We start from the raw sequence: 22,345 nt of genomic DNA, 5'->3' as shown, positions 1-22,345 counted from the left end.
GGGCACCACACCATCGGACCCACCGGACCCATCGGCCCAGCCCCGTACTTCGGACGGACGGAGACCCCGTGTCGAGCCATCTTTCCCCCGGCCAGCACCCCGACGAGCCGGCCACCGCGGTGAGCGCCGCGACCGCCGAAGCGGTGTCCGCGGCCGAGGCGCACAGCGCGCACAACTACCATCCGCTGCCGGTCGTCGTCGCCGAGGCCGAGGGCGCGTGGATGACGGACGTCGAGGGCCGCCGCTACCTGGACATGCTGGCCGGGTACTCGGCGCTCAACTTCGGGCACGGCAACCGCCGGCTGATCGAGGCGGCGAAGGCCCAGCTGGAGCGGGTCACGCTCACCTCGCGGGCCTTCTACCACGACCGTTTCGCGGACTTCTGCACCCGGCTCGCGGCGCTGTGCGGCATGGACGCGGTGCTGCCGATGAACACCGGGGCGGAGGCCGTCGAGACGGCGGTGAAGACGGCCCGCAAATGGGGCTACCGGGTCAAGGGCGTGCCGGAGGGCATGGCCAAGATCATCGTGGCGGGCAACAACTTCCACGGCCGGACCACGACCATCGTGAGCTTCTCGACCGACCACGAGGCGCGCGCCGACTACGGCCCGTACACGGCGGGCTTCGACATCGTCCCGTACGGCGATCTCACCTCGCTGCGCGAGGCGCTCACGGACAACACGGTGGCGGTGCTGCTGGAGCCGGTCCAGGGCGAGGCCGGGGTGATCGTGCCGCCCGAGGGCTATCTGCCGGCGGTGCGCGAACTGACCCGGGAGCGCGGGGTGCTGTTCATCGCCGACGAGATCCAGTCGGGCCTGGGCCGCACCGGCCGTACCTTCGCGTGCGAGCACGAGGGCGTCGTCCCCGACATGTACGTGCTGGGCAAGGCGCTGGGCGGCGGGGTGGTCCCGGTCTCGGCCGTGGTGTCCTCGTGGCCGGTGCTCGGCGTCTTCAGGCCGGGTGAGCACGGTTCGACCTTCGGCGGGAACCCGCTGGCCTGCGCCGTGGCGCTGGAGGTGATCGACCTGCTGGAGAGCGGCGAGTTCCAGCGCCGGGCGACGGAGCTGGGCCACCGTCTGCACCGCACGCTGGGCCTGCTCGCCGAGGAGGGCGACGCGGTGCGGGCGGTGCGCGGGCGCGGGCTGTGGGCCGGGGTGGACGTCGACCCGTCGTACGGCACGGGGCGGGAGATCTCCGAGCGGCTCATGGAACGGGGCGTGCTCGTCAAGGACACGCACGGTTCGACGATCCGGCTCGCCCCGCCGCTGGTGATCAGCGAGGAGGACCTCGACTGGGGCCTCGCGCAGCTGCGGGAGGTGCTGTCCCGGCGGCCGTGAAGGCCGTGACCTCTGGGCCCCCGGGGGTCTGTCAGAGGATGACGTGCGGCAGGAAGCGCGCGTACTCGTCGGTGACGAGGCCGGCGGACTCGCGGATGCCGAGGCCCGCCGCCTCGTCCTCGACCACCCAGGCGCCGAGCACGACCCGGTTGCCGTCGAACACGGGCAGCGGGGCGAGCGCCTGGTAGCAGCACGCCTCGGCCGACGGGTCCCGGCCGGGGACGGGGGTGCCCGCCTCGTGCACGGTGACCCCGGCGCCCTCGCGGCCCAGCAGGGGCTTGGTGACCCAGCCGGTGGTGGCGAGTTCGCGGGGGCCGTCGAGGTAGGCGGGCAGCAGGTTGGGGTGGCCGGGGTACAGCTCCCACAGGATCGCGAGCAGCGCCTTGTTGGAGAGCAGCATCTTCCAGGCCGGTTCGATCCACAGGGTGGAGCCGGTGCCGCCGCCGTTGTCCAGGGTGTCCTGGACGTGGCCGGAGAAGCGGTCGGTCGCGAGCCACTCCCACGGGTAGAGCTTGAAGCAGCTGCGGACGAACTTGAGGCCGAGGTCCACGAACCGTCCCGACAGCGGGTCCCAGCCGATGTCCTCCATCGCGATGGCCTCGGTCTCCAGGCCCGCCTGTTCGGCGGTCTCCCGCAGGTAGGCGACCGTCATGAGGTCCTCGCCGAGCTTGTCGGCGACGGAGTGCGCGAAGTACACGGGGCCCGGCGGGAGCAGCGCGGACTGGTTCTTCCACGCGGCGACGAGCCGTTCGTGCAGCGAGTTCCACTGGTCGGCGCCGGGGAAGCGGTCCTCCATCCAGAACCACTGCGGGCTCGCCGCCTCCACGAGGGAGGTGGGCGTGTCGGCGTTGTACTCCAGGAGCTTGGCGGGGCCGCTCCCGTCGTAGCGCAGGTCGAAACGCCCGTACAGGGAGGGGAGTTCGGCCCGCCGCCGCCAGGCCTCCGCGACCAGTCCGGCCTGCCTGGGGTCGGTGAGGCCGAGGTCGTGGAAGCGGTCCTCCCTGACGATGAAGTCGGCGGCGGCCAGGCACATGGCGTGCAGTTCCTCGACCACCTCCTCCAGCGCCTCGACCTCCGGGAGGGTGAACGCGTAGTAGGCGCTCTCGTCCCAGTAGGGGCGCAGCGAGTCGTCCGGGTAGCGGGTGAGGGGGTAGATCAGCCCCTGCTCCTCGACGATCCGCTGCCAGCCCGGCCGTGGTGCGATGGTGCGGCGCCGCATGGTGTGCCTGTCCCCCGTCGTCGTACGTGCGTTGTCATACATGCCGTGTCGCACGTGCGTTGTCGTACGTGCCTTGTCATGCGTCCGTCGCCGTACACGCCTTGTCGTACGTGCGTTGTCGCACGTCTCTTCGGCGGCCCGTCCGTACCGGCCGCCGCCCGTCCGCCCCGCTCGGCCGCTGCCGATACCGCTACCGCCGCTGGTCAGCCGCCGCCGCTGCCGTCGTCATCGTCGTCGCAGCCGAGGCCGCCGCGCTGGATGGCCCCGTCGCGGGAGAAGGTGCCGTCGCTCGCGCGGCTGCCGTGGGCCTCGGAGCCGTAGTACCAGGCGGGCCGGGCCGCGGTGGCGCCGGCGGCCCTGGTGGTCCGGTCCTTGCCGCCGCCGGAGGGCTTGCAGTCCTTGGAGCCGAGGATCTTGTAGCCGTCGACGGTGTAGCTGTCGCGGTCCACGCACCGCCGGTCGGGGTCGCTGCCGCACGCGGCGAGCGCCATCGCGAGTACGCCCATGCCGCCGAGGACGACCGTGCTCGACCGCAACCGGCGCGGAGCGGCGAGGCTCCCGGCGGCGGCCCGCGCGAGCTCCTCGCCGGTCTCGTCCCCGGCGCCCGGCCCTTCGGCGTCCTTCGCCCTGCCGTCCTCCACCACGCGCGGCGCGCGCTGCGTCTGCGTCATGTGCTCCCCCGTACTTGTGACCGTGGTCGTAGCCGTCTTCATGTGTCACGCCGTACGCGCTCGGCGTGCGCGCGCATTCCTCGTGCCCCCGTGACGGGCCTCGGTAACCGCCGCTCAGCGTAGGGACTCGGGGCCGGAACCCGCCAGTCCCTCATCAGGGATCGGCGTCCCGCTCTCCCCGAACCACCGCCCCAGGGCGGTGCCCAGCCCACCGGCCGCCCCGACGCTCTCCTCCCGGCCGGCGGCCCAGGCGACGCGGCCGTCCGGGCGCACCAGGAGCGCGGCCTCTACCCGGAGGACGGGGACGCGGGCGGGGACGTGGACCGCCGCTGAGCCTTGCCCGCACCCCTCACGGCAGCACCCGGCACAGTGCTTCCAGGGCGCCCGTCCAGGCGTGGTCGGGCGGGGTGCCGAAGCCGACGACGAGGCCGTCGGTGACACGGCGGCCGGAGAAGTCGCCGTCGGGGTGGCGGAAGCGGGTCAGGCCCTCCAGGGCGAGGCCCTGCCAGGTGGCGGCCTGGACGACGGAGTGTTCGGTGCCCTCGGGCAGGGCGAGGACGGCGTGCAGTCCCGCGGCGATTCCGGCGACGCGCACGTCGGGGGCGCGTTCGGCGATCGCGGTGACGAGTTCGTCGCGGCGGCGGCGGTAGCGCAGCCGCATCGCGCGTACGTGGCGGTCGTACGCGCCCGAGGTCAGGAACTCCGCGAGGGTCAGCTGCTCGGTGGTGCCGACGCTCCAGCCGGTGTCCGCGTACGCGTCGGCCCGGTGTTCCCGGGCGAGGGAGTGGGGCAGGACCGTCCAGCCCAGGCGCAGCCCCGGGGCCAGCGACTTGCTGGCGGTGCCGAGGTAGACGACGTGGTCGGGGTCGAGGCCCTGGAGCGCGCCGACGGGCTGCCGGTCGTAGCGGAACTCCCCGTCGTAGTCGTCCTCCAGGATCAGCGCGCCCCGTTCGCGGGCCCAGTCGACGACGGCGGCCCGGCGGTCGGAGTGCAGGGAGCCGCCGGTCGGGAACTGGTGGCCCGGGGTGAGCAGGACGGCGTCGGCGTGGCCGAGCGGGGTGGGGTCGGTGCCGAGCGCGTCGAAGGGCAGGGGACGCACCCGCAGCCCGGCCTCGGTGAGGATCTTCCAGTGGATGTCGAGCCCGTACGCCTCCACGGCGATCTCGCGGGCCCCGCGCCGGTACAGCCAGCCGGCGATCCGCCGCAGGCCCTGGCCGAAGCCGGCGCACACCAGGACCCGGTCGGGCGAGGTGCGCACGCCGCGGGCGCGGGCCAGGTAGTCGGCGAGGGCGCCGCGCAGTTCGGGGCGCCCGTCGCCGTTGCCGTAGCCGAAGGCGTCGTTGGGCGCGAGGGTGAGCGCCTTGCGGGCCGCCCGCAGCCACGCGGAGCGCGGGAAGGACGCCAGGTCGGGGCTGCCGGGCTTGAGGTCGTGGACGGGTCCCGGCCGGGTGCGGGCCGGACGGGCGGGGCGCGCCTCGGGCAGCGGGGAGGTGCGGGCGGCGACCCGGGTGCCGGAGCCCTGGCGGGCGGTGAGCCAGCCCTCGGCGACGAGTTCCCCGTAGGCGTCGGCGACGGTGTTGCGCGCGAGGCCGAGGTCGGCGGCGAGGCCGCGCGAGGAGGGCAGCCGGGTGCCGGGCGCGAGCCGGCCGGAGCGGACCGCCTCGCGCAGCGCCGCCATCAGCGCCGCGCGGACGCCCGCGCGCCGCGCCCCGCCGTCCCCGCCCTCCGCCGCCGCCCGCACCGAGGTGTCGAGGTGGAGGTCGACGCCGCCATTGGCCCATGAATCCGGCATGGGAATGGACCATACACGCGGGCCGCCCGCTCCCTAAGGTGGAGCCATGAGCGTGAACGAAGCACAGCAGAACGGCACGAAGTCCGCGTCCGGCACCTACCTCCCGGAGCACACCCCGCGGCTGAGCATGGCCGAGCGGGCCCCCGAGGTCTACAAGGCGATGGTCCGGCTCGACGCGGCGACCCGGAAGAACATCGACCCGACCGTCCTGGAACTGGTGAAGATCCGTTCCTCGCAGCTCAACCACTGCGCCTTCTGCATCGACATGCACACCAAGGACGCGCTGGCCGCCGGCGAATCGGTCGAGCGGATCGTCCAGCTCAGCGCGTGGGAGGAGTCGAAGCACTTCTACACCTCCCGCGAGATCGCCGCGATCGAGCTGGCCGAGGCGATCACCGTCCTGACCGACGGTTTCGTCCCCGACGAGGTGTGGGCGAAGGCCGCCGCCGAGTTCGACGAGACGGAACTGGCCCACCTGGTCGCCGCGATCACGGCGATCAACGCGTGGAACCGCTTCGCGGTCACGACCCGCATGGTCCCGGGGCACTACACGCCGGGGAAGCACTGACGGCTGGACGATCCCATCCGGTCCGGCGCCTGTCGCGCGGGCCGTACGTGCCTGGCTAGCCTGGGCGCTGTGGCGAGCACCATGGAGTTCAGGCCCTCCCCCGAGGACGAGCGCGTCATCGCGTCCGTCATGCGCGAGGGCGAGGGCACCGCAGACGTGGTGCGCCGCGCGCTGCGCCTGCTGGAACGCGAGCAGTGGCTGGAGCGGGCGCGTTCCGACGCGGGACGCCTGGTGGACGAGGATCTCGGCACCGAGGCGAACGCCTGGTGACCAGGGGCGGCACGTCCACCGGGTCCGCTCCGGGAGACGCCGACCACTCCGTCTCCGTGACCGCCATGGGCCCGCGACCGTTGAGTACCGCCGTGACCCGCCACCCGGGTCTCCGGGCCCGCGCGACCCGCAGGACCCGTACAGACAGAAGCCGCCACAGGCCCCGCCGCACAGCGAAGCGCGCCGGCCGGAGGGACGCCTCTTCCCTCCGGCCGGCGCGCTTCGCCGTGCGGTCGGCGGCTGCGTCCGCCCACACCACCCGTACCACCCGCGCTACTTGAGCCACTTCTCCCAGGTGGCGCGGTTCTCGTCGACCCACTTCTCCGCCGCGTCCTGCGGGGACATCTTCCGGTCGGCGATCATGAGGGAGACCTCGTTCTGTTCCTTGGTCGTCCACTTCATGTGCTTGAGGAGGGCGGCCGCCTTCCCGCCGCTCTTCGCGAAGTCGGCGTTCAGGTACTTCTGGAGCGGGGTCTGCGGATAGGCGCAGGTGATCTTCTGCGTGTCCTTGTCGCAGCCCTCCCGGTACGCGGGCAGTTTCACCTCGGTCATCGGGACCTTCTCGAAGAGCCACTGCGGCTGGTACCAGTAGGTGAGGTACGGCTTCTTCTGTTTGGCGAACTGCTTCATCTGGGTGATCTGCGCGGCCTCGGAGCCGGCGAAGACGACCTGGTAGTCGAGTTTGAGGTTCTTGACGAGGGCCTTGTCGTTGGTGACGTACGAGGGTGAGCCGTCGAGGAGCTGGCCCTTGCCGCCGCTCTCGGGGGTGCGCAGCTGGTCGGCGTACTTGTTGAGGTTCTTCCAGTCGGTGACGTCCGGGTGCTGCTTCGCGAAGTACGTCGGGACGTACCAGCCGATGTGCCCGGTGACGCCGAGGTCTCCGGCCGCCTCGATGGTCTTCTTGTCCTTGACGTACCGCTGTTCCTGCTCGGGGTGGCCCCAGTCCTCCAGGATCGCGTCGACGCGGCCCTGGCTGAGCGCGTCCCACGCGGGCACCTCGTCGACCTGGACGGTGTCGACGCGGTAGCCGAGTTCGTGTTCCAGGAGGTACTGGGCGACGGCCACGTTGGCCTGCGCGCCGACCCAGGACTGCACGGACAGCGTCACCGTCTTCGCGCCCTTGGCGTTGGCGTACGGCGAGGGCTGCCTGGTCATGTCGGCGGCCCCGCAGCCGGTGGCGAGGAGCACGACGCCCGCGCCGAGCAGGACGGCAGCCCTTCTGCCGTGCGCGGTGGACGGGTTGGAGAGTTGGCGGGGGCGGATACGCACGGTCCTCACGCTGCCTTCCGGGTACGGCGGGCCGTCGGCTGGGTGACCCGGTCGAGCATCAGGCCCAGGCACACGATGGCGACCCCGGCCACCAGTCCGGTCGCGAGGTCGCCCTGCGCGAGGCCGTAGACGACGGAGTAGCCGAGCGCGCCACCGCCCACCAGCCCGCCGATGATGACGACGGCGAGGGTCAGCACCACGCCCTGGTTGACGGCCAGCAGCAAGGAGCGGCGGGCGAGCGGCAGTTGGACCTGGCGCAGTTGTTGTCCGCTGCTCGCGCCGAGCGACCTGGCCGCTTCGAGGGCGCCCGCGTCGACGTCCCGTACGCCCTGCGCGGTGATCCGGACGACGGCGGGCAGCGCGTAGATCACGGCCGCCGCGGCGGCGGGGGCGCGGCCGACGCCGAACAGGGCGACGACCGGGATGAGGTACACGAACTGCGGCATCGTCTGGAACACGTCGAGCACGGGCCGCAGCAGGCGGTCCACGCGGGCGCTGCGCGCGGCGGCGATGCCTACGGCGAAGCCGATGACGAGGGTCACGAGGACGGCGGCGAGCACCTGGGACAGCGTGTCCAGGGAGTCGTTCCACTTGCCGAGCACGCCGATCGCGGCCATCGCGAGGACGGCGGTCAGCGCGGTGCGCCAGGTCCCGATGAGCCAGGCGAGCGCGGCGACGAGGAGCAGCACCGCCCACCAGGGCAGCCACTGGAGCCCGTCGCGCAGCGGGTCGAGGCCCCAGGTGGTGAAGCGCGCGGCCCAGTCGGCGGTGCCGCCGATCACCGGCACCCCGGAGTAGAGGTGGCCGGTCATCCAGTCCACGACGCGGTTGACGGGTGCCGCGATGCCGTACGTCCACGAGTCGGGCCAGTCGAGCCGGCCGAGGCCGCGTACGGCGAGGGCGACGACGAGGGTCGCGGCGGCGGCGAGGCCCCAGCCGCGCGCCCCGCGCAGCGGTGAGCCGTCCTCGGCGCCGGAGCCCAGGTTCTCGCCCGCGGCGGCGGTCGTGCGGTCGAGGACGACGGCGAGCAGCACGATGGGGACGCCCGCGGCGAGCGCGGCGCCGACGTCGACGGAGGCGAGCGCCTGGTAGACGCGGTCGCCGAGGCCGCCCGCGCCGATCACGGAGGCGATGACGGCCATCGACAGCGCCATCATGATGGTCTGGTTGAGGCCGAGCAGGAGTTCCTTGCGGGCCAGCGGCAGTCGTGCGCTCAGCAGGCGCTGGCGGCCGGTCGCGCCGAGCGAGGTCACGGCCTCCATGACGCCGGTGTCGGCGCCGCGCAGTCCGAGCGAGGTGAGCCGGGCCATCGGCGGGGCCGCGTAGACGACGGTCGCGAGGACGGCGGCGGGCACGCCGATGCCGAACACGAGGACGACCGGCAGGAGGTACGCGAAGGCGGGCAGCGTCTGCATCGTGTCGAGGACGGGCCGCAGCGCGCGGTCGGTGCGGTCGGACAGTCCGGCGGCGAGGCCGAGCAGTCCGCCGACGACGACGGAGGCGAGGACGGCGACGGCCATGAGGGCGAGCGTCTGCATGGTCGGCACCCACATGCCGAGCGCCCCGCACACGAGGAGGGCGACGACGGTGGTGAGCGCGAGCCGTACGTGCGCGACCCGCCACGCGATCAGTCCGGCGGCGGCGGTCACCCCGGCCCAGCCCGCCGCGAGCAGCACGAGGTAGACGGCGCGGACGCACACGACGACGGCGTTGCTGACGTGGCCGAGGAAGTAGAGGAACAGCGGGTGGCTGTCGCGGTTGTCGATGATCCAGTCGCTGGCCCGGCCGAGCGGCTGCGACAGGTCGACGGTCAGGGCGTGCGGCCACGCACCGCTCGCCCAGTGGGCGTGCGCGACGGGTCCCAGGACGGCGGCGAGCCCGGCGAGGACCAGCAGCTTGCCGAGCGCCCGGTGGCGCAGCCAGGAGCGCGGGGCGGACGGCGCGGTGGCCGGGGCGGCGGAGGCGGAAGCGGAAGCGGCCATCAGGCGACCACCTCGCCGGGGCCCTGGCCGGGTGTACCCGGGCCGGCGCCCGGGCCGGACGCGGCGCCGTGGTGCTCGGTGTGCTCCGGAGCCTGCCCCCGCCGCACCTCGACTCCGGCGACGACGGCGAGCAGCGCCTCGCGGTCGACAAGGCCGAGGAGGCGTCCGCCGTCCATGACGCGGGCGGCGGGTTCCCCGGTGCGGGCGACGGCCTCGATCGCCTCGGAGACGGTCGTACCGGGCGCGAGGGCGGGCCCGTCGGCCCGCTCGCCGGGCGCCGGCGGGCGCATCGCCCCGCGCACCGTGAGGACCTGCTCGCGCGGGACGTCCCGGACGAACTCGCGCACGTAGTCGTCGGCGGGCGAGCCGACGATCTCCTCGGGCGTGCCGATCTGGACGACGCGTCCGGCGCGCATGAGGGCGATGCGGTCGCCCAGGCGCAGGGCCTCGTTGAGGTCGTGGGTGATGAAGACCATGGTGCGGCCCTCCTCCTGGTGGAGGCGGACCACCTCGTCCTGCATCTCGCGCCGGATCAGCGGGTCGAGGGCGCTGAACGGCTCGTCGAACAGCAGGACTTCGGGGTCGACGGCAAGGGCGCGGGCGAGCCCGACGCGCTGCTGCTGACCGCCGGAGAGCTGCCCGGGCCTGCGCCGCTCCAATCCGCCGAGCCCGACCTTCTCGATGACCTCGGCGGCCTTGGCGCGGCGTTCGGCGCGGCCCATGCCCTGGATTTCGAGGCCGTAGGCGACGTTGTCGAGGACGGTGCGGTGCGGGAGCAGCCCGAAGTGCTGGAAGACCATCGCGGCGCGGTGGCGGCGCAGTCTGCGCAGCCGGGCCCGGTCCATGGCGCGCACGTCCTCGCCGTCGATCTCGATGCGGCCCGAGGTGGGTTCGATCAGCCGGGTCAGACAGCGCACCAGCGTCGACTTCCCGGAGCCGGACAGGCCCATGACGACGAAGACCTCACCCCTGGCGACCTCGAAGGACACCTCGCGCACGGCGGCCGTGCAGCCGGTGCGCTCCCGCAGGGCGGCCGGTTCGAGCGCGGCCAGCTCCTCGTCCTGCGGGACGCGTTCGGCCTTCGGCCCGAAGACCTTCCACAGGTCGCGTACGGCGAAGACGGGCCGCTCGCCGGACGGGTCGGCACCGGCGGGGGCGGCACCGGACGGGTCGGGACCGGCGGGATCGGCACCGGACGGGTCGGGACCGGCGGCGGCCGGGGTGGCTGCGGTACTCATCGGCCCGCACCTCCGTCCGGAAGCGCGTCCGAACCGGCCTCCGCCACCAACCCGTGTGCCTGCACCAGGAGTTCCGCGCACTTCTCACCGATCATGAGCACTCCGATCATCGGGTTCACCGCGGGCATGGTCGGGAAGACGGAGGCGTCGGCGATCCGGATGCCGGACAGCCCCCGGATCTTCAACCGCGGGTCCACCACGGCCGCTTCGTCGTCGACCGCGCCCATGCGGCAGGTTCCGGCGGGGTGGTAGACGGTGTGCGCGACGCTGCGGGCGTACGCGCTCAGGTCCTCGTCGCTCGTGACCTCGGGGCCGGGGCACACCTCGCGCTTGAGCCAGCCCTTGAGGGGTTCGGTCTCGGCGACGCGGCGGGCGAGGCGGATGCCGTCGACGAGGGTGCGGCCGTCGTGGTCCTCCTCGTCGGTGAAGTACCGGAAGTCGAGGGCGGGTTTGACGGCCGGGTCGGCGCTCGTGAGGTAGAGGCGGCCCCGGCTGCGCGGCTTGGGGATGTTGGGGGTCATCGACACGCCGTGCTCGGGCCGTTGGTAGCCGAGGCGTTCGGGGTTGTCGGTGAAGGGGATCTGGTAGAAGTGGAACATCAGGTCGGGTCCGGGGGACCCGGGGTCGCGGCGGACGAACAGACCGGCGTCGGAGTCCATCGCGGAGTTCTCCGGTATCGGCCCGTCGGTCTCCCACACGATGACCGACTCGGGGTGGTCGAGCAGGTTCTCGCCGACGCCCGGCAGTTCGTGCACGACGGGGATGCCGAGCGCTTCGAGGCCGGCGCGCGGACCGACCCCGGAGTGCAGCAGCAGGCGCGGGGTGTCCACGGCGCCCGCGCACACCACGATCTCCCGCCGGGCGCGCAGGACCTGTTCCGCGCCGTCCTTCGTGCGGATGTGCACACCACTGGCCCGGCCGTCCTCGAACTCCAGGCGGTGCGCCCAGGTCTCCAGCAGGACACGGAGGTTGGGCCGGTCGAGGAAGGGGTGCAGGTAGGCGACGGAGGCGGAGGAACGCTTGTTGTCCTCCGGGTGGTACGCGAGGTCGAAGAACCCGGCGCCGTCCTTGAACGGCGCCCGGTTGAAGCCCTCGACGAGCGGGACGCCGAGCGCGGTGCGGGCGCTGTCCACGAAGTCGCGGGCGATCGCGTTCCGGTCCTTCTCGCCGACCGGCACGATGTTGTTGCGCAGCTTGCCGAAGTACGGGTCCATGGACGCGGCGTCCCAGCCCTCGGCGCCGAGCGCGGCCCACTCGTCCCAGTCGGAGGGCAGCGGCTTGAACGCGATGAGGGTGTTGTGGGAGGAGCAGCCGCCGAGGACACGGGCGCGGCTGTGCCGTATGTGGGAGTTGCCGCGCGGCTGTTCGGTGGTCGGGTAGTCGTAGTCGAGTTCCCCGCCGAGCAGCCCCATCCAGCGGCGCAGGGTGAGTACTTCGGGCCGGTCGACGTCGCTGGGGCCGCCCTCGACGACGGCGACGCGCACGCCGGGGTCCTCGGTGAGCCGGGAGGCGATCACCGATCCGGCGGTGCCGCCGCCGACGACCACGTAGTCGTACAGGTACTCCTCCGGCAGGTACTCCTCCGGGGCGCCTTCGGGCGGGTTCTGCGGCAGGGGGTTCGCTGCGGTCACGGGGTTCTCAGGCATGGGGAGGGGGCTCCTTGGCTGGGTGGGCGCGACAAGGCTGCGCGGAAGGTGCTGCGCTGGACGACGGGAGCGGTTGAGTGGAGGGGGTGAGTGGGGCGGGGCGGGGGCGGTACGCGGCGGGGGCGTCAGCCCGCGAACCAGCGGACCGGCTTCGGGTCGAGGTTCTGGTAGACGTGCTTGGCCTCGCGGTACTCGGCGAGTCCGGAGGGGCCGAGTTCGCGTCCGACCCCGGACTTGCCGAAGCCGCCCCACTCGGCCTGCGGCAGGTAGGGGTGGAAGTCGTTGATCCACACGGTGCCGTGCCGCAGCCGTCCGGCGACCCGGCGGGCGCGCCCCGCGTCGGAGGTCCACACGCCGCCCGCGAGCCCGTACTCGGTGTCGTTGGCGAGGGCGACGGCCTCGTCCTCGGTGGTGAAGGTCTCGACGGTCAGGACCGGCCCGAACACCTCCTCGCGCACGACGCGCATCGTGCGCTCGCACTGGTCGAGGACGGTCGGCTCGTAGAAGTACCCGTTCGCGGGGCGGGTCGCGGAGGGCTCGGGGCGCCGGCCGCCGCTGCGGACGACGGCGCCCTCGGCGAGGGCCGCGTCGACGTAGTACTCGGTCTTCTCCAGCTGCTGCGGGGAGACGAGCGGGCCGCACTCGACGCCGTCCTCGGTGCCCCGGCCGAGCCTGATCCTGGCCGCGCGGCGCGCGAGTTCGGCGACGAAGCGTTCGCGCACCGACTCCTCGACGATGAGCCGGGACCCGGCCGAGCAGACCTGGCCGCTGTGGATGAACGCGGCGTTGAGCGCCTGGTCGACGGCGGTGTCGAAGCCCTCCTCGGTGGCGCAGGCGTCGGCGAACACGACGTTGGGGTTCTTGCCGCCGAGTTCGAGGGCCACCTTCTTGACGGTGTCGGCGGCGGACCGCGCGACCTTCGTCCCGCTGTGCAGCCCGCCGGTGAACGACACGAGGTCGACGTCGGGGTGCTCGCAGAACCGGGCGCCGACCGAGTGGCCGGGCCCGGTGACGAGGTTCGCGACCCCGTCGGGCAGTCCGGCCTCGGCGAGCAGCCGGATCAGCGCGATCGTCGTCAGGGGGGTGATCTCGCTGGGCTTCAGCACGAAGGTGTTGCCCGCGACGAGCGCCGGGGCCACCTTCCAGCTCGCCTGGAGCAGCGGATAGTTCCACGGGGTGATGAGCGCGCACACGCCGACCGGCTCGTACACGACGACGCTGTGCACGCTGTCGGTCCCGGCGTCCACGACGCGGCCCGCGCTCTCCCCGGCGGCGAGGTCGGCGAAGTAGTCGAAGGCGTCGGCGACGCAGTCCACGTCGACCCGCCCCTCCTCGACGGTCTTGCCCGCGTCGCGGCTCTCCAGCAGCCCGAGCGCCTCCCGGTCACGGCGGAGCAGGACGGCGGTACGGCGCAGCAGCGCGGCGCGCTCGGCGACCGGGGTGTGCGGCCAGGGGCCCTCGTCGAAGGCGCGGCGGGCGGCGGTTATCGCGGCGTCCGCGTCCGCCTCGGCGCCCTCGGCGACCACGGCGAAGGTGGTGGCGTCCGCCGGGTCGACGATCTCCCGCGTCTCCCCGGCGAGGGCCGCCCGCCACCGTCCGCCCACATGGATGGTCTCTTCTGCCGACACGACGATCTCTGCCTTCCCTTCGCACGATGCCGGTGGCGGCGGGGCCGCCCGGATCACGGGCCCGTCCTCGCACCTGCCACGACAAGCGCACCCCGGGCTCGGGGTGCGACCGGGAGCACCTGCCCGGGGCGGCGGGAAAGATGCGGAACGGGGGGCTGGGAGTGGGTCGGGTCACGTTTGGCCCCGCTGTCGCGGGGAGCACCAGCAGCGCGAACTCGCGCATCAGCGCGGCGAGGGACCAGCCCCGCGCGGCGGGGAGCGCCCGTATCGCTTGAGCGTCGGGCGGATCCGGCCGGGATCATCCCCGCACGCGCGGGGCACACCTCGGCCACTCGGTGGTCTGGCTGCTGAAGCAGGGACCATCCCCGCACGCGCGGGGCACACAGCCTGGAGACGGACGCCGCCGGCGAATCCGAGGGACCATCCCCGCACGCGCGGGGCACACCCTCACTGACCTGCGGTTTCCCGCCGCTCAGGTGCCGTTCCACGCCACTTTCGCACAACCGCCCCGCCCCGGGAAGCTCCTCGCCTCCCTCTCCCTCCCCCGCCGCGCCAGCGGCTCAGTAGCCGTCCGGTACGAAGTGCGCCAGGGCCGTGTCCAAGATGTCGCGCTGCTCGTCGGTGTCCGTCTTCGGGCCCGCGGCGAGGACCGCGTACTGCTTGCCGTCCACCGCCGTGAACGCGCGCTCGATCACCTCGCGCGTGCCGCCGGTCTTCTCGCTCTCGTACGCGTACGTCAGCTCGGCGGCGTCCCCGGCGGGGTTCTCGGGGCCGCCGTCCACCGGGCCGAGGGCGATCTCGCGGTAGCCCTCGGTCCTGGAACGCAGGTCGCGCGAGGACTGGGTGACGGCCTTCTCGGGGGTCAGGTCGTCCTCGGTGACGACGAAGATCTGGAGCAGGCTGCGCTCGTCGGGCGCGGTGTAGAACACCCCGGTGTCCTTCTCCGACCGCTTCCAGTCCTCGGGCGCGGCGACGGTGAACCCGGCGGGGTCCTCGTGGGTCGCGAAGCCGTCCGGCAGCCCGGGGCTCTCCCCGGACGGGCTGCTCTCCTCGCCCGGTACGTCGTCCTCGGCCCCGCTCAGCTCCGGGTCCGACGCCTCGTCCGTCTCCGGGGAGGCGTAGTAGCGCGGGCTCGTCGCGGCCTTGCCGCGCTGGGCGGCGGCGGGCGTCCTGTCGCCGTCGTCCGTGCCCCAGGTGAGCCAGGCGGCGACGCCTCCGCCGACGACGAGCGCGGCGGCGACCGCCACGGCGACGGTCCGGCCGGCGGGCCGGCGGTACGGTCCAGGGGCCTGCGGCGGCTCCGGCTCCGACCACTCCGCGAGCGGCGGGGGCGCCACGAGCGGCGCGGTCCCGGGGCGCGGCGGGGGCGGCGGCTGGTACGGCAGTGGGGCCTCGTCGGTCTCCCAGCGCTGGGCGGTCGCGTTCCAGCGGGGTGCGCCTGCGGCCATGCTCAGCCTCCCAGCAGCGCGGCGAGCGACTGCGCGACGGCGGCACCGGACGCGAGGCTCGCCGTCAGGGGTCCGGCGAGGTCGAGGGCCTGGCGCAGACGGGCGAGCCGTCCGGGCGCGGCCGCGCCCGCAGCGTCGATCTCCCCCTCGGCGGCCGACAGTTCGGCGTCGAGCGCCTCGTGCTGCGGCGTCGCGACGAAGCGGCCCAGGTCCTCACGCAGGGCGCGGATCGCGGCGAGCAGTTCGGCCTGCGCGGGGTCGGTGGCGGGGCCCGCCCCGCGTACGTTCGAGACGACGTTGTGGTCGCCGATGCCGACGGCGCTGTTGTCCACCGAGCCGATGTGCACGGTGGGCCGCCCCGGCCCGCCGGCAGAGGCGTCCGAAGTTCCCGAAGTGCCGGGCGTGTGTGTCATGTTCTTCCCCCGATCGAAGTCACGGCGTCATCCTCATGGTCGCGGCGTCGGCGGCTTCGGGCCCGGGGCGGGCGCCGGGCCGCCGCCCTTCGCGCCCCCGCCACTCGCACCGCTCGCCTGGCCGGCGCCACGCGTACCGCTGGCCTTGCCCGTGTTGGTCGTTCCGCTCGTGCGCCCGGCGCTCACGGTGTTGTGGTCGCCGACGCCGATCGCGCTGTCGCGCGCCGAGTCGATGTACACCCCGCCCGAGACGTTGATGATCTTCTGCTCGAACTCCTCGGTCTGCCAGCCCGCCTCGTGCAGCGCGAGCGTCACCCCGCCCGCGACCCGTTCCTGGATCGTCTTGAGGTAGCGGCTGACGTCCATGTCCTGGAACAGGGACACGTCCTCGTCCGCGCCCAGTTCCCGGATCGCGACCGCGGGCCCCTCGGCGGGTGCCCCCGCGTTGCCGGAGAGCAGCCGGCGGACCCCGACGGCGAACCACACGCCCAGGGTCTGCACGGACTGCCCGAGCGACACCGGCATGTGGGTGAGGGCCCAGGCGACCTGCCCCGGCCAGGAGTTGTTGATGTGGCGGCGGGCGTCCCGCTCCGCCTGCCGGTACTCGCGGCGTACGGGGGTGAGCAGGTGCGGGGCGAACTCCGCCATCAGCATGCCGCCCTGCGTGTGGACCCGCACGAACACGGTGACCACGAGTTCCTCGTCCCAGCCGCCGACCCGGATGCGCAGGAAGTGCCGCCGGGCCTCGCCGCCCTCCTCCAGGGCGTCGAGACGGTGCTGTTCGAGGGCCTGCGGGTGGAAGGGGGCGCCGTCGCGCGCCTCCAGCCGGTCGGCGGGCAGGAACACGCACTCGTCGATGCCCAGTTCGCGCAGGCGGTCGAGGACGGTGTCGGCCGTGCGGGCGTCCACGCGCGGCGAGGGGACGCGCAGCGCTTCGAGCAACGGGACTATCCGGCGCAGGATCGCGCCGTTGTCGAGCGGTTCGGGCTCGCGGTCCTTGCGGGGCCGCATCTCCACGGCCAGCGTCCACGTGGCGAACGGGAAGCCGAATCCGCAGAAGGGGCGGGCCGCGTCGTACATCACGAGCGGCTGGTGCTGTTCGGCGCGCAGCCGGGTCCGCAGCCACTGCGTGCGGCGGCCCGCGCTCGTCTCCGCCGGGTCGCTCGCGGCGACCGGGAAGCGGCGCGGCGACAGTTCGTTGCTGACGACCCGGGCGAACTGCCCGCGCCGCAGGGCCACGAGCGCCGTCACGACGACGAGGACGAAGAGGATGAGCGCCGCGTCCTCCCGCCGGATGTCCAGGCCGGAGCTGACCAGTCGCCACGTGAAGTCGCTGAGGTCGGGGCCGTCGGAGAACTCGTCCCCCTGCTGCGACCACTGCGCGTCCGGGCTCGCGGAGTCGTCCGAGGAGCCGCCGAACGCGACGACCGCCACGAAGACCATCAGGAAGGCGAGGACGACGCGGGCGTTCCAGCGCAGGTAGAAGGCCACCACGCGGCGCAGCAGGGAGGGGCGGGCGCCGCGTCCCCGGACCCAGCGGGCCACACCGAGGACGAGGCTCCAGAACATGGCCGTGAGCAACAGCGGGCCGGTCAGGGCCACTCCGGCCGCCCACGCGGCGAGGATGCCGCCCGCCCAGGCCGCCTCGCTCCGGCGGGCCCGCGCCGCGTGCGACAGGACCCGGCCCGCGTCGATGCCGACCGAGGGGGCGACGAACCGCTCCTCGTGCTCGGACAGCTCGTCGAGGACGGCCTCCCGGAAGGCCCGGTCGTGGTGGACGCCGACGCACAGCAGCCGGGTCGCCTCGCTCGCGGCGGGCGGGACCGGGGGGCGGGCGGGCACGGCCGGAGCCGCGGGTCCCGGCATCCCCCCGGACTGCTGGGGGAACGGGGGCTGGCTCACCACGGGCCTCCTGGAACGAGCGTCGGGGAACGTCACCGGCTGTGTGACGGAGGCAACACTGTACGCCAGGGTGATCCCCGTGCCCCACTCAAAAAAGAGTGCCGAACTCACCCCTGTAGGGGGCGAGTTCGGCACTCCTCGGATCAGCCGGCACTCTTCCGGGTCAGCCCCCGGCCACCGGTCCCGGTGCGGCTCAGATCAGGCCGAGGGAGCGCACCGCGTCGCGCTCCTCGCCCAGCTCCTTGACGGAGGCGTCGATGCGCGAGCGGGAGAAGTCGTTGATCTCCAGGCCCTGGACGATGGAGTACACGCCGTCCTTCACGGTGACCGGGAAGGAGGAGATGAGGCCCTCGGGCACGCCGTAGGAGCCGTCGGACGGGATGCCCATGGAGGCCCAGTTGCCGTCCTCGGTGCCGTTGACCCAGGTGTGCACGTGGTCGATCGCGGCGTTGGCGGCGGAGGCCGCGGAGGAGGCGCCGCGGGCCTCGATGATGGCCGCGCCGCGCTTGGCGACGGTCGGGATGAACTCCTCGGCCAGCCACTTCTCGTCGTTGACGACCTCGGCGGCGTTCTTGCCGGCGATCTCCGCGTGGAAGATGTCGGGGTACTGGGTCGCCGAGTGGTTGCCCCAGATCGTGAGCTTCTTGATGTCGGAGACGCCGACGCCGGCCTTCTTCGCGAGCTGGGTCAGCGCGCGGTTGTGGTCCAGGCGGGTCATCGCGGTGAAACGCTCGGCCGGTACGTCCGGGGCGGCGGCCTGGGCGATCAGGGCGTTGGTGTTGGCCGGGTTGCCGACCACCAGGACCTTGATGTCGTCGGCGGCGTGGTCGTTGATGGCCTTGCCCTGCGGCTTGAAGATGCCGCCGTTGGCCTCCAGGAGGTCACCGCGCTCCATGCCCTTGGTGCGGGGGCGGGCGCCGACCAGCAGCGCGACGTTGGCGCCGTCGAAGGCGACGTTCGGGTCGTCCGTGATCTCGATGCCCTTGAGCAGCGGGAAGGCACAGTCGTCCAGCTCCATGGCGGTGCCCTCGGCGGCCTTCAGCGCGGGGGTGATCTCCAGGAGCCGGAGGTTGACCGGAACGTCGGGGCCGAGCAGGTGACCGGAGGCGATGCGGAAGAGCAGCGCGTAACCGATCTGGCCGGCCGCGCCGGTGACGGTGACATTCACGGGGGTGCGGGTCATGGCGATCTCCGTAAGACAGCTGGCGGTGGGGTTCCCTGCCCCTGGGTGCTGGATCTGGTACCCGACGCCCGATGATCGATCTCTTGGCGTCAAGAGAGATCCACCGGTCAGGCTATCGCGCCCCCGCTTCCCCGCACCCTTGGGCGGGTGTGGCCCGGCACACAGCGCCCCTCCGGCCACGGGCGGGAGGGCGGGGACGTCCACCACGGCGACGGCCGCCCCACCCGAAGGTGTGACGGCCGTCGCAGGGAGGGTGTGCCGCTCCCGTGGGGGTTGACAGTGCGTCTGCCCCGGGACGGGCGGCTCAATCGCCCTGATTTCGCGGGGCGGCCGAGCGGCGGCCGACTGACGCAGCGCCGCGCGTGCGGGGCGACGTCCGGCCGGGGAGGACGGGGGCGACCACCTGGCGCTCACCGGCGCGCCTCCGCGCCGGACCGCCGCCCACCCTTGTCACCCTCCCCCTTGTCACCCCTTCGTGCAGCCCTTCGCGCCGCCGCTCACCTTCGCGCACGCGCGCGCCCCGTCCGCCTCCGGTACGGCGACCATCGGCGTGTACGCCTCCGCGTCGTCCTCGACCGCGGCCGCCCGCGTCGAGCCGCCGGCGGACACGGTGATCCGGTCCCCGGGCCCGGCCCGGGTGATGCGCGCCCAGGCGGCGCGGCAGACCTCGCTGTACCGCACCTCGACGAGGCGGTCGCCGACGGTCGCCCGCGCGGTGGTGCGGACCTGTCCGCCGCTGCACCCCATGCGCTCGGGGTCCCGCCCCTCGCACGCCCGGCCGGTGCACTCGACGCCCGCGGGCAGGTTCCGGGGGCTCGCCTCCCGCGCGCTCGCGGCGGGCTCCTTCGCGCTCGCGGGCTGGTCGCCGCCGGACCCGGACCCGGTCAGCGACAGCACCGCCGCGACGAGGACCAGCACCCCGGCGAGGCCCGCGAAGAACATCGTGAGCCGCCGCCCGCGCCGCCGCCGGGCGTCCGGCCCCCCGCTCTCCGGCGGTACGGCGCCCACCGGTTCGGCCGGTCCCTCGCCGCGCTCCCCCGGACGGGCCCCGTCCGGGTGCGGTGCCGGGCCGGCGGGCCGGCCGGCGGCGACGTCCACCGCCACGCCCCCGTCCGCGTACGAGGGGGCGCCGGTACCGGCCACGGCGGGGCCGGGTTCCCCGAGCGCCGCCCGGGCCTGGGAGATCCGGATGGCCTCCATGGTCATGTCGTGCCGCAGTTCCGAACGGCTCCACGCCCGTTCCGCCAGCTCCCACATCGTCGTGAGGTGCTCGGGGTTGGCCCCCGTCACCTCGGCGAGCGCCACGATCGCGCCCTGGGGGGCGAGCAGCCGCCCGTTCAGATACCGCTCCCAGGACGTCCTGCTGTAGCCCGTGTGATCCGCCACCGCCGCGACGCCCAGCCCGCTGCGGTCGACGAGCCGGCGCAACTGGCTCGTGAACTCGCGTATCTGCGGGTCGAGCCCGTCCGGCAGGGCCTTCCAACGAGGCATTGCCTCCCCCTTCGTCCCCCGTGTGCTCACGCTGTCCCCCGGCCCGGCTCCCGGGCCGTCCCCCGGGGCCCTGTCCCGGACCGCCCCCGGGGATGCGCCCTCGGCGCGGGACAGTTCCGTGCCACGGGGCGCACAGGAGCAGTCGGGCCCCTCGGGGTGCACCGTCGCACGCCCGCAGCCGACCGGTCCAGTCCGTCACCGACCGGCCGGACACCGTCAGAAAACTCCGCGAAGCCCATGGAAGACGACGCGGAACGAAAGGTTCCGAGCAGAGTTGAGGCCGGACCGTGCACACGGTGCGCGAGAGGCGGCCCCCTTCGCCCGGGAGCCGCCACACGGCCGGTACACCTTGCCGGAATGGTCACCTCCGTGCCACAGCCGACCGGCCTGCCTTGTCGGGGATTGGCGCGTCCATGACTCTGGTGCCGGGCCGGAATCCGCCGGTCCGTCACGGGGCCCGCCCGGCCCCGGCGCGCCGCTGCCCGTCCCTCCACGGGGGTGGGGACGGGCAGCGGGCACGCGCTCGCCTCGACGGCCCGGCCGACGACAACCCGGCCGTCCGCTCAGTCGATGGTGAAGTGCAGTACCTCGTCGAGGAACGGGATCACGAGCCAGGGCTTGGGCTGCACCATGAGCGCGAGCAGCACGATGACCAGCCCCAGCCCCCCGTACGTCACCATGTCGGTGAAGCGGGAGCGGACGGCGAGCATGCCGACCGAGGGCAGGCACCAGCGCAGGGCGGCGCCGAGCAGCAGCGCGAGGCCGACGAGCAGCGTGCCGACGCGGAACACCCCGAAGCCGGTGAGCAGCAGTCCGGCGCCGGTCGTCGCGAGCACGGCGATGATCGGCCACTGGCGGGCCGGGGCGGGCGCGTCGGCGGGCGCGGCGCGGCCCCCGCCCTCGGGCCGCGCGGTGTCCCGCGTGAACCCGCCGACCTCCCGGGTGGCCCGCATCGGCTCCCCGTCCGGGCCCGGGGCGCTGACCACCTCGGTGACCGTCGGCCCCTCGCCGTGCGGCGCCCCGGAGGGCTCGGCGGCACGGTCCTCCTCCGCCCCGGCCCCCTCCGCCACGCGCGTGGCGCCCGCACCGGCGGGCTCACTCGCGGGCTCACCGGCGGGCTCCGGCGGCCGTGCTCTCTCCGGTCCCTCCGGGTCCCCCGGGCCCGGGGCGGGCCCGGGACTGCCGCTCTCGTTCGGTTCTCCGGCCACGGGATGCGTGCCTTTCCGCTTCGCCGACCTCTCCGGTTCGCTGATCAGCTCTCGTCGGAGGCGGCGGCGCGTTCGGCGGCCTCCACGACGTTGACGAGGAGCTGGGCGCGGGTCATGGGGCCCACCCCGCCCGGGTTGGGCGAGAGCCAGCCGGCGATCTCGGCGACGCCGGGGTGCACGTCGCCGACGATCTTCCCGTTCTCGTCGCGGGAGACGCCGACGTCGAGGACGGCCGCCCCCGGCTTGACGTCCTCCGGCTTGACGAGGTGCGGCACCCCGGCGGCGGCGACGATGATGTCGGCGCGGCGCAGGTGCGCGGCGAGGTCGCGGGTGCCGGTGTGGCACTGGGTGACCGTCGCGTTCTCGGAGCGGCGGGTCAGCAGCAGCGGCATCGGACGGCCGATGGTGACGCCCCGGCCGACGACGACGACCTCGGCGCCGTTGATCTCCACGCCGTGCTCGCGCAGCAGCCGCACGATGCCGTACGGGGTGCAGGGCAGCGGGGCGGGCTCGTTGAGCACGAGCCGGCCGAGGTTCATCGGGTGCAGCCCGTCCGCGTCCTTGTCCGGGTCCATGAGTTCGAGGACGCGGTTCTCGTCGATGCCCTTGGGCAGCGGCAGTTGGACGATGTAACCGGTGCAGTCGGGGTCCGCGTTGAACTCGCGGACGACGTCCTCGATCTCGTCCTGGGTCGCGGTGGCGGGCAGTTCGCGCTGGATCGAGGCGATGCCGACCTGAGCGCAGTCCCGGTGCTTTCCGGCCACGTACTTCTGGCTGCCGGGATCGTCGCCGACCAGCAGGGTGCCGAGGCCGGGCGTGACGCCCTTGGCTCGGAGGTCCGCCACCCGGGCGGCCAGCGCGGACTTGATCGATGCGGCAGTCGCCTTGCCGTCGAGAATCTGGGCAGTCATGGTTCCATCTTCACCGATGGCGCCCGCCGGGTCCCAATCCGGGTCGCCCCGTACGTCGTCGCGGCGTCCGCACGGTGTTGCGCTTGGGCAACACCCCACCGTTACATCTGGACAAACCCCGTCAGCCCTGAGAACCATGGGCGCTACTGCGCCGCAGGCAGTGAACGGG

General features: G+C 73.7%; 19 protein-coding genes and 1 CRISPR repeat array. Of the genes, 3 read left to right on the top strand and 16 right to left on the bottom strand.

Annotation, left to right across the window (positions count from 1 at the left end; all coding sequences use genetic code 11):
* The first annotated feature begins 119 nt into the window (after positions 1–119).
* Entirely contained in the window at positions 120–1,337 is a 1,218-nt protein-coding gene (rocD, locus tag AB0J21_RS19240; RefSeq protein ID WP_363147246.1) for an ornithine--oxo-acid transaminase, read from the top strand.
* A gap of 31 nt (positions 1,338–1,368) precedes the next feature.
* Here the strand turns inward: rocD and AB0J21_RS19235 are convergent, their stop codons facing one another.
* The 4 genes from AB0J21_RS19235 to AB0J21_RS19220 all read right to left on the bottom strand — a co-directional run bounded on the left by AB0J21_RS19235 (position 1,369) and on the right by AB0J21_RS19220 (position 5,019).
* A complete protein-coding gene (locus AB0J21_RS19235) occupies positions 1,369–2,556 on the bottom strand; it encodes a glutathionylspermidine synthase family protein (protein ID WP_363147245.1) in 1,188 nt (395 codons plus the stop codon).
* Between the two features lie 203 nt (positions 2,557–2,759).
* A complete protein-coding gene (locus AB0J21_RS19230; RefSeq protein ID WP_363147244.1) occupies positions 2,760–3,062 on the bottom strand; it encodes a hypothetical protein in 303 nt (100 codons plus the stop codon).
* A 279-nt stretch (positions 3,063–3,341) separates the two neighbouring features.
* The gene (locus tag AB0J21_RS19225; protein ID WP_363147170.1) at positions 3,342–3,668 is read right to left on the bottom strand and encodes a hypothetical protein; all 327 of its coding nucleotides are present in this window, start codon (positions 3,666–3,668) and stop codon (positions 3,342–3,344) included.
* Positions 3,577–5,019, bottom strand: coding sequence for a PLP-dependent aminotransferase family protein (locus AB0J21_RS19220; protein WP_363147169.1), 1,443 nt, complete (start codon positions 5,017–5,019; stop codon positions 3,577–3,579). Before AB0J21_RS19220 ends, AB0J21_RS19225 begins: the two co-directional genes overlap by 92 nt.
* Before the next feature lie 46 nt (positions 5,020–5,065).
* On the opposite strand from AB0J21_RS19220, the gene AB0J21_RS19215 reads away from it, so the two are divergent.
* Positions 5,066–5,587 carry a carboxymuconolactone decarboxylase family protein gene (locus tag AB0J21_RS19215; protein WP_363147168.1) on the top strand — a complete coding sequence of 174 codons (522 nt, stop codon included), beginning with the start codon at positions 5,066–5,068 and terminating at the stop codon, positions 5,585–5,587.
* Between the two features lie 69 nt (positions 5,588–5,656).
* On the top strand, positions 5,657–5,857 hold the full coding sequence (locus AB0J21_RS19210; protein WP_363147167.1) for a hypothetical protein: 201 nt from the start codon (positions 5,657–5,659) through the stop codon (positions 5,855–5,857).
* A 273-nt stretch (positions 5,858–6,130) separates the two neighbouring features.
* On the opposite strand, the gene AB0J21_RS19205 is transcribed toward AB0J21_RS19210, so the two are convergent.
* From AB0J21_RS19205 to AB0J21_RS19150, 12 genes are all read right to left on the bottom strand, one after another.
* Positions 6,131–7,012 (bottom strand): ABC transporter substrate-binding protein, encoded by an 882-nt coding sequence (locus AB0J21_RS19205; protein ID WP_363147243.1) that lies wholly within the window; start codon positions 7,010–7,012, stop codon positions 6,131–6,133.
* 119 nt (positions 7,013–7,131) lie between these two features.
* Complete coding sequence (locus AB0J21_RS19200) at positions 7,132–9,108, bottom strand: ABC transporter permease subunit (RefSeq protein ID WP_363147166.1); 1,977 nt, start codon at positions 9,106–9,108, stop codon at positions 7,132–7,134.
* Complete coding sequence (locus AB0J21_RS19195; protein WP_363147165.1) at positions 9,108–10,346, bottom strand: glycine betaine/L-proline ABC transporter ATP-binding protein; 1,239 nt, start codon at positions 10,344–10,346, stop codon at positions 9,108–9,110. Before AB0J21_RS19195 ends, AB0J21_RS19200 begins: the two co-directional genes overlap by 1 nt.
* A complete protein-coding gene (locus AB0J21_RS19190; RefSeq protein WP_363147164.1) occupies positions 10,343–11,992 on the bottom strand; it encodes a GMC oxidoreductase in 1,650 nt (549 codons plus the stop codon). Before AB0J21_RS19190 ends, AB0J21_RS19195 begins: the two co-directional genes overlap by 4 nt.
* 125 nt (positions 11,993–12,117) lie before the next feature.
* The gene (locus AB0J21_RS19185; RefSeq protein WP_363147163.1) at positions 12,118–13,620 is read right to left on the bottom strand and encodes an aldehyde dehydrogenase family protein; all 1,503 of its coding nucleotides are present in this window, start codon (positions 13,618–13,620) and stop codon (positions 12,118–12,120) included.
* 179 nt (positions 13,621–13,799) lie between these two features.
* Positions 13,800–14,066: direct repeats of the CRISPR family, unit length 24 nt; unit sequence CATCCCCGCACGCGCGGGGCACAC.
* Positions 14,067–14,180: 114 nt separating this feature from the next.
* On the bottom strand, positions 14,181–15,068 hold the full coding sequence (locus AB0J21_RS19180) for a hypothetical protein (protein ID WP_363147162.1): 888 nt from the start codon (positions 15,066–15,068) through the stop codon (positions 14,181–14,183).
* Positions 15,069–15,070: 2 nt separating this feature from the next.
* Positions 15,071–15,481, bottom strand: coding sequence for a hypothetical protein (locus tag AB0J21_RS19175; protein WP_363147161.1), 411 nt, complete (start codon positions 15,479–15,481; stop codon positions 15,071–15,073).
* 33 nt (positions 15,482–15,514) lie between these two features.
* The gene (locus AB0J21_RS19170) at positions 15,515–17,383 is read right to left on the bottom strand and encodes a hypothetical protein (protein ID WP_363147160.1); all 1,869 of its coding nucleotides are present in this window, start codon (positions 17,381–17,383) and stop codon (positions 15,515–15,517) included.
* A gap of 193 nt (positions 17,384–17,576) precedes the next feature.
* On the bottom strand, positions 17,577–18,566 hold the full coding sequence (locus AB0J21_RS19165; RefSeq protein ID WP_363147159.1) for a malate dehydrogenase: 990 nt from the start codon (positions 18,564–18,566) through the stop codon (positions 17,577–17,579).
* Between the two features lie 465 nt (positions 18,567–19,031).
* Positions 19,032–20,057: a DUF2690 domain-containing protein gene (locus AB0J21_RS19160; RefSeq protein ID WP_363147158.1), complete on the bottom strand. Its 1,026-nt coding sequence runs from the start codon at positions 20,055–20,057 to the stop codon at positions 19,032–19,034.
* A gap of 563 nt (positions 20,058–20,620) precedes the next feature.
* On the bottom strand, positions 20,621–21,265 hold the full coding sequence (locus AB0J21_RS19155) for a DUF3017 domain-containing protein (RefSeq protein WP_363147157.1): 645 nt from the start codon (positions 21,263–21,265) through the stop codon (positions 20,621–20,623).
* A 44-nt stretch (positions 21,266–21,309) separates the two neighbouring features.
* Positions 21,310–22,176 (bottom strand): bifunctional methylenetetrahydrofolate dehydrogenase/methenyltetrahydrofolate cyclohydrolase, encoded by an 867-nt coding sequence (locus AB0J21_RS19150; protein WP_363147156.1) that lies wholly within the window; start codon positions 22,174–22,176, stop codon positions 21,310–21,312.
* Between the last annotated feature and the right edge of the window lie 169 nt (positions 22,177–22,345).

This window comes from Streptomyces sp. NPDC049954, from assembly GCF_040656295.1.
Taxonomy (GTDB): Bacteria; Actinomycetota; Actinomycetes; order Streptomycetales; family Streptomycetaceae; genus Streptomyces.
This window is presented reverse-complemented; position numbering and strand designations above follow the sequence as displayed.

Excerpts from the sequence above, each read along its gene's own strand:
- AB0J21_RS19200 (WP_363147166.1), bottom strand. The coding sequence starts at position 9,108 with ATGGCCGCTTCCGCTTCCGCCTCCGCCGCCCCGGCCACCGCGCCGTCC.
- AB0J21_RS19160 (WP_363147158.1), bottom strand. The coding sequence starts at position 20,057 with ATGCCTCGTTGGAAGGCCCTGCCGGACGGGCTCGACCCGCAGATACGC.
- AB0J21_RS19235 (WP_363147245.1), bottom strand. The coding sequence starts at position 2,556 with ATGCGGCGCCGCACCATCGCACCACGGCCGGGCTGGCAGCGGATCGTC.
- AB0J21_RS19150 (WP_363147156.1), bottom strand. The coding sequence starts at position 22,176 with ATGACTGCCCAGATTCTCGACGGCAAGGCGACTGCCGCATCGATCAAG.
- AB0J21_RS19195 (WP_363147165.1), bottom strand. The coding sequence starts at position 10,346 with ATGAGTACCGCAGCCACCCCGGCCGCCGCCGGTCCCGACCCGTCCGGT.
- AB0J21_RS19220 (WP_363147169.1), bottom strand. The coding sequence starts at position 5,019 with ATGCCGGATTCATGGGCCAATGGCGGCGTCGACCTCCACCTCGACACC.
- AB0J21_RS19180 (WP_363147162.1), bottom strand. The coding sequence starts at position 15,068 with ATGGCCGCAGGCGCACCCCGCTGGAACGCGACCGCCCAGCGCTGGGAG.
- AB0J21_RS19165 (WP_363147159.1), bottom strand. The coding sequence starts at position 18,566 with ATGACCCGCACCCCCGTGAATGTCACCGTCACCGGCGCGGCCGGCCAG.
- AB0J21_RS19230 (WP_363147244.1), bottom strand. The coding sequence starts at position 3,062 with ATGGGCGTACTCGCGATGGCGCTCGCCGCGTGCGGCAGCGACCCCGAC.
- AB0J21_RS19215 (WP_363147168.1), top strand. The coding sequence starts at position 5,066 with ATGAGCGTGAACGAAGCACAGCAGAACGGCACGAAGTCCGCGTCCGGC.
- AB0J21_RS19190 (WP_363147164.1), bottom strand. The coding sequence starts at position 11,992 with ATGCCTGAGAACCCCGTGACCGCAGCGAACCCCCTGCCGCAGAACCCG.
- AB0J21_RS19205 (WP_363147243.1), bottom strand. The coding sequence starts at position 7,012 with ATGACCAGGCAGCCCTCGCCGTACGCCAACGCCAAGGGCGCGAAGACG.
- AB0J21_RS19175 (WP_363147161.1), bottom strand. The coding sequence starts at position 15,481 with ATGACACACACGCCCGGCACTTCGGGAACTTCGGACGCCTCTGCCGGC.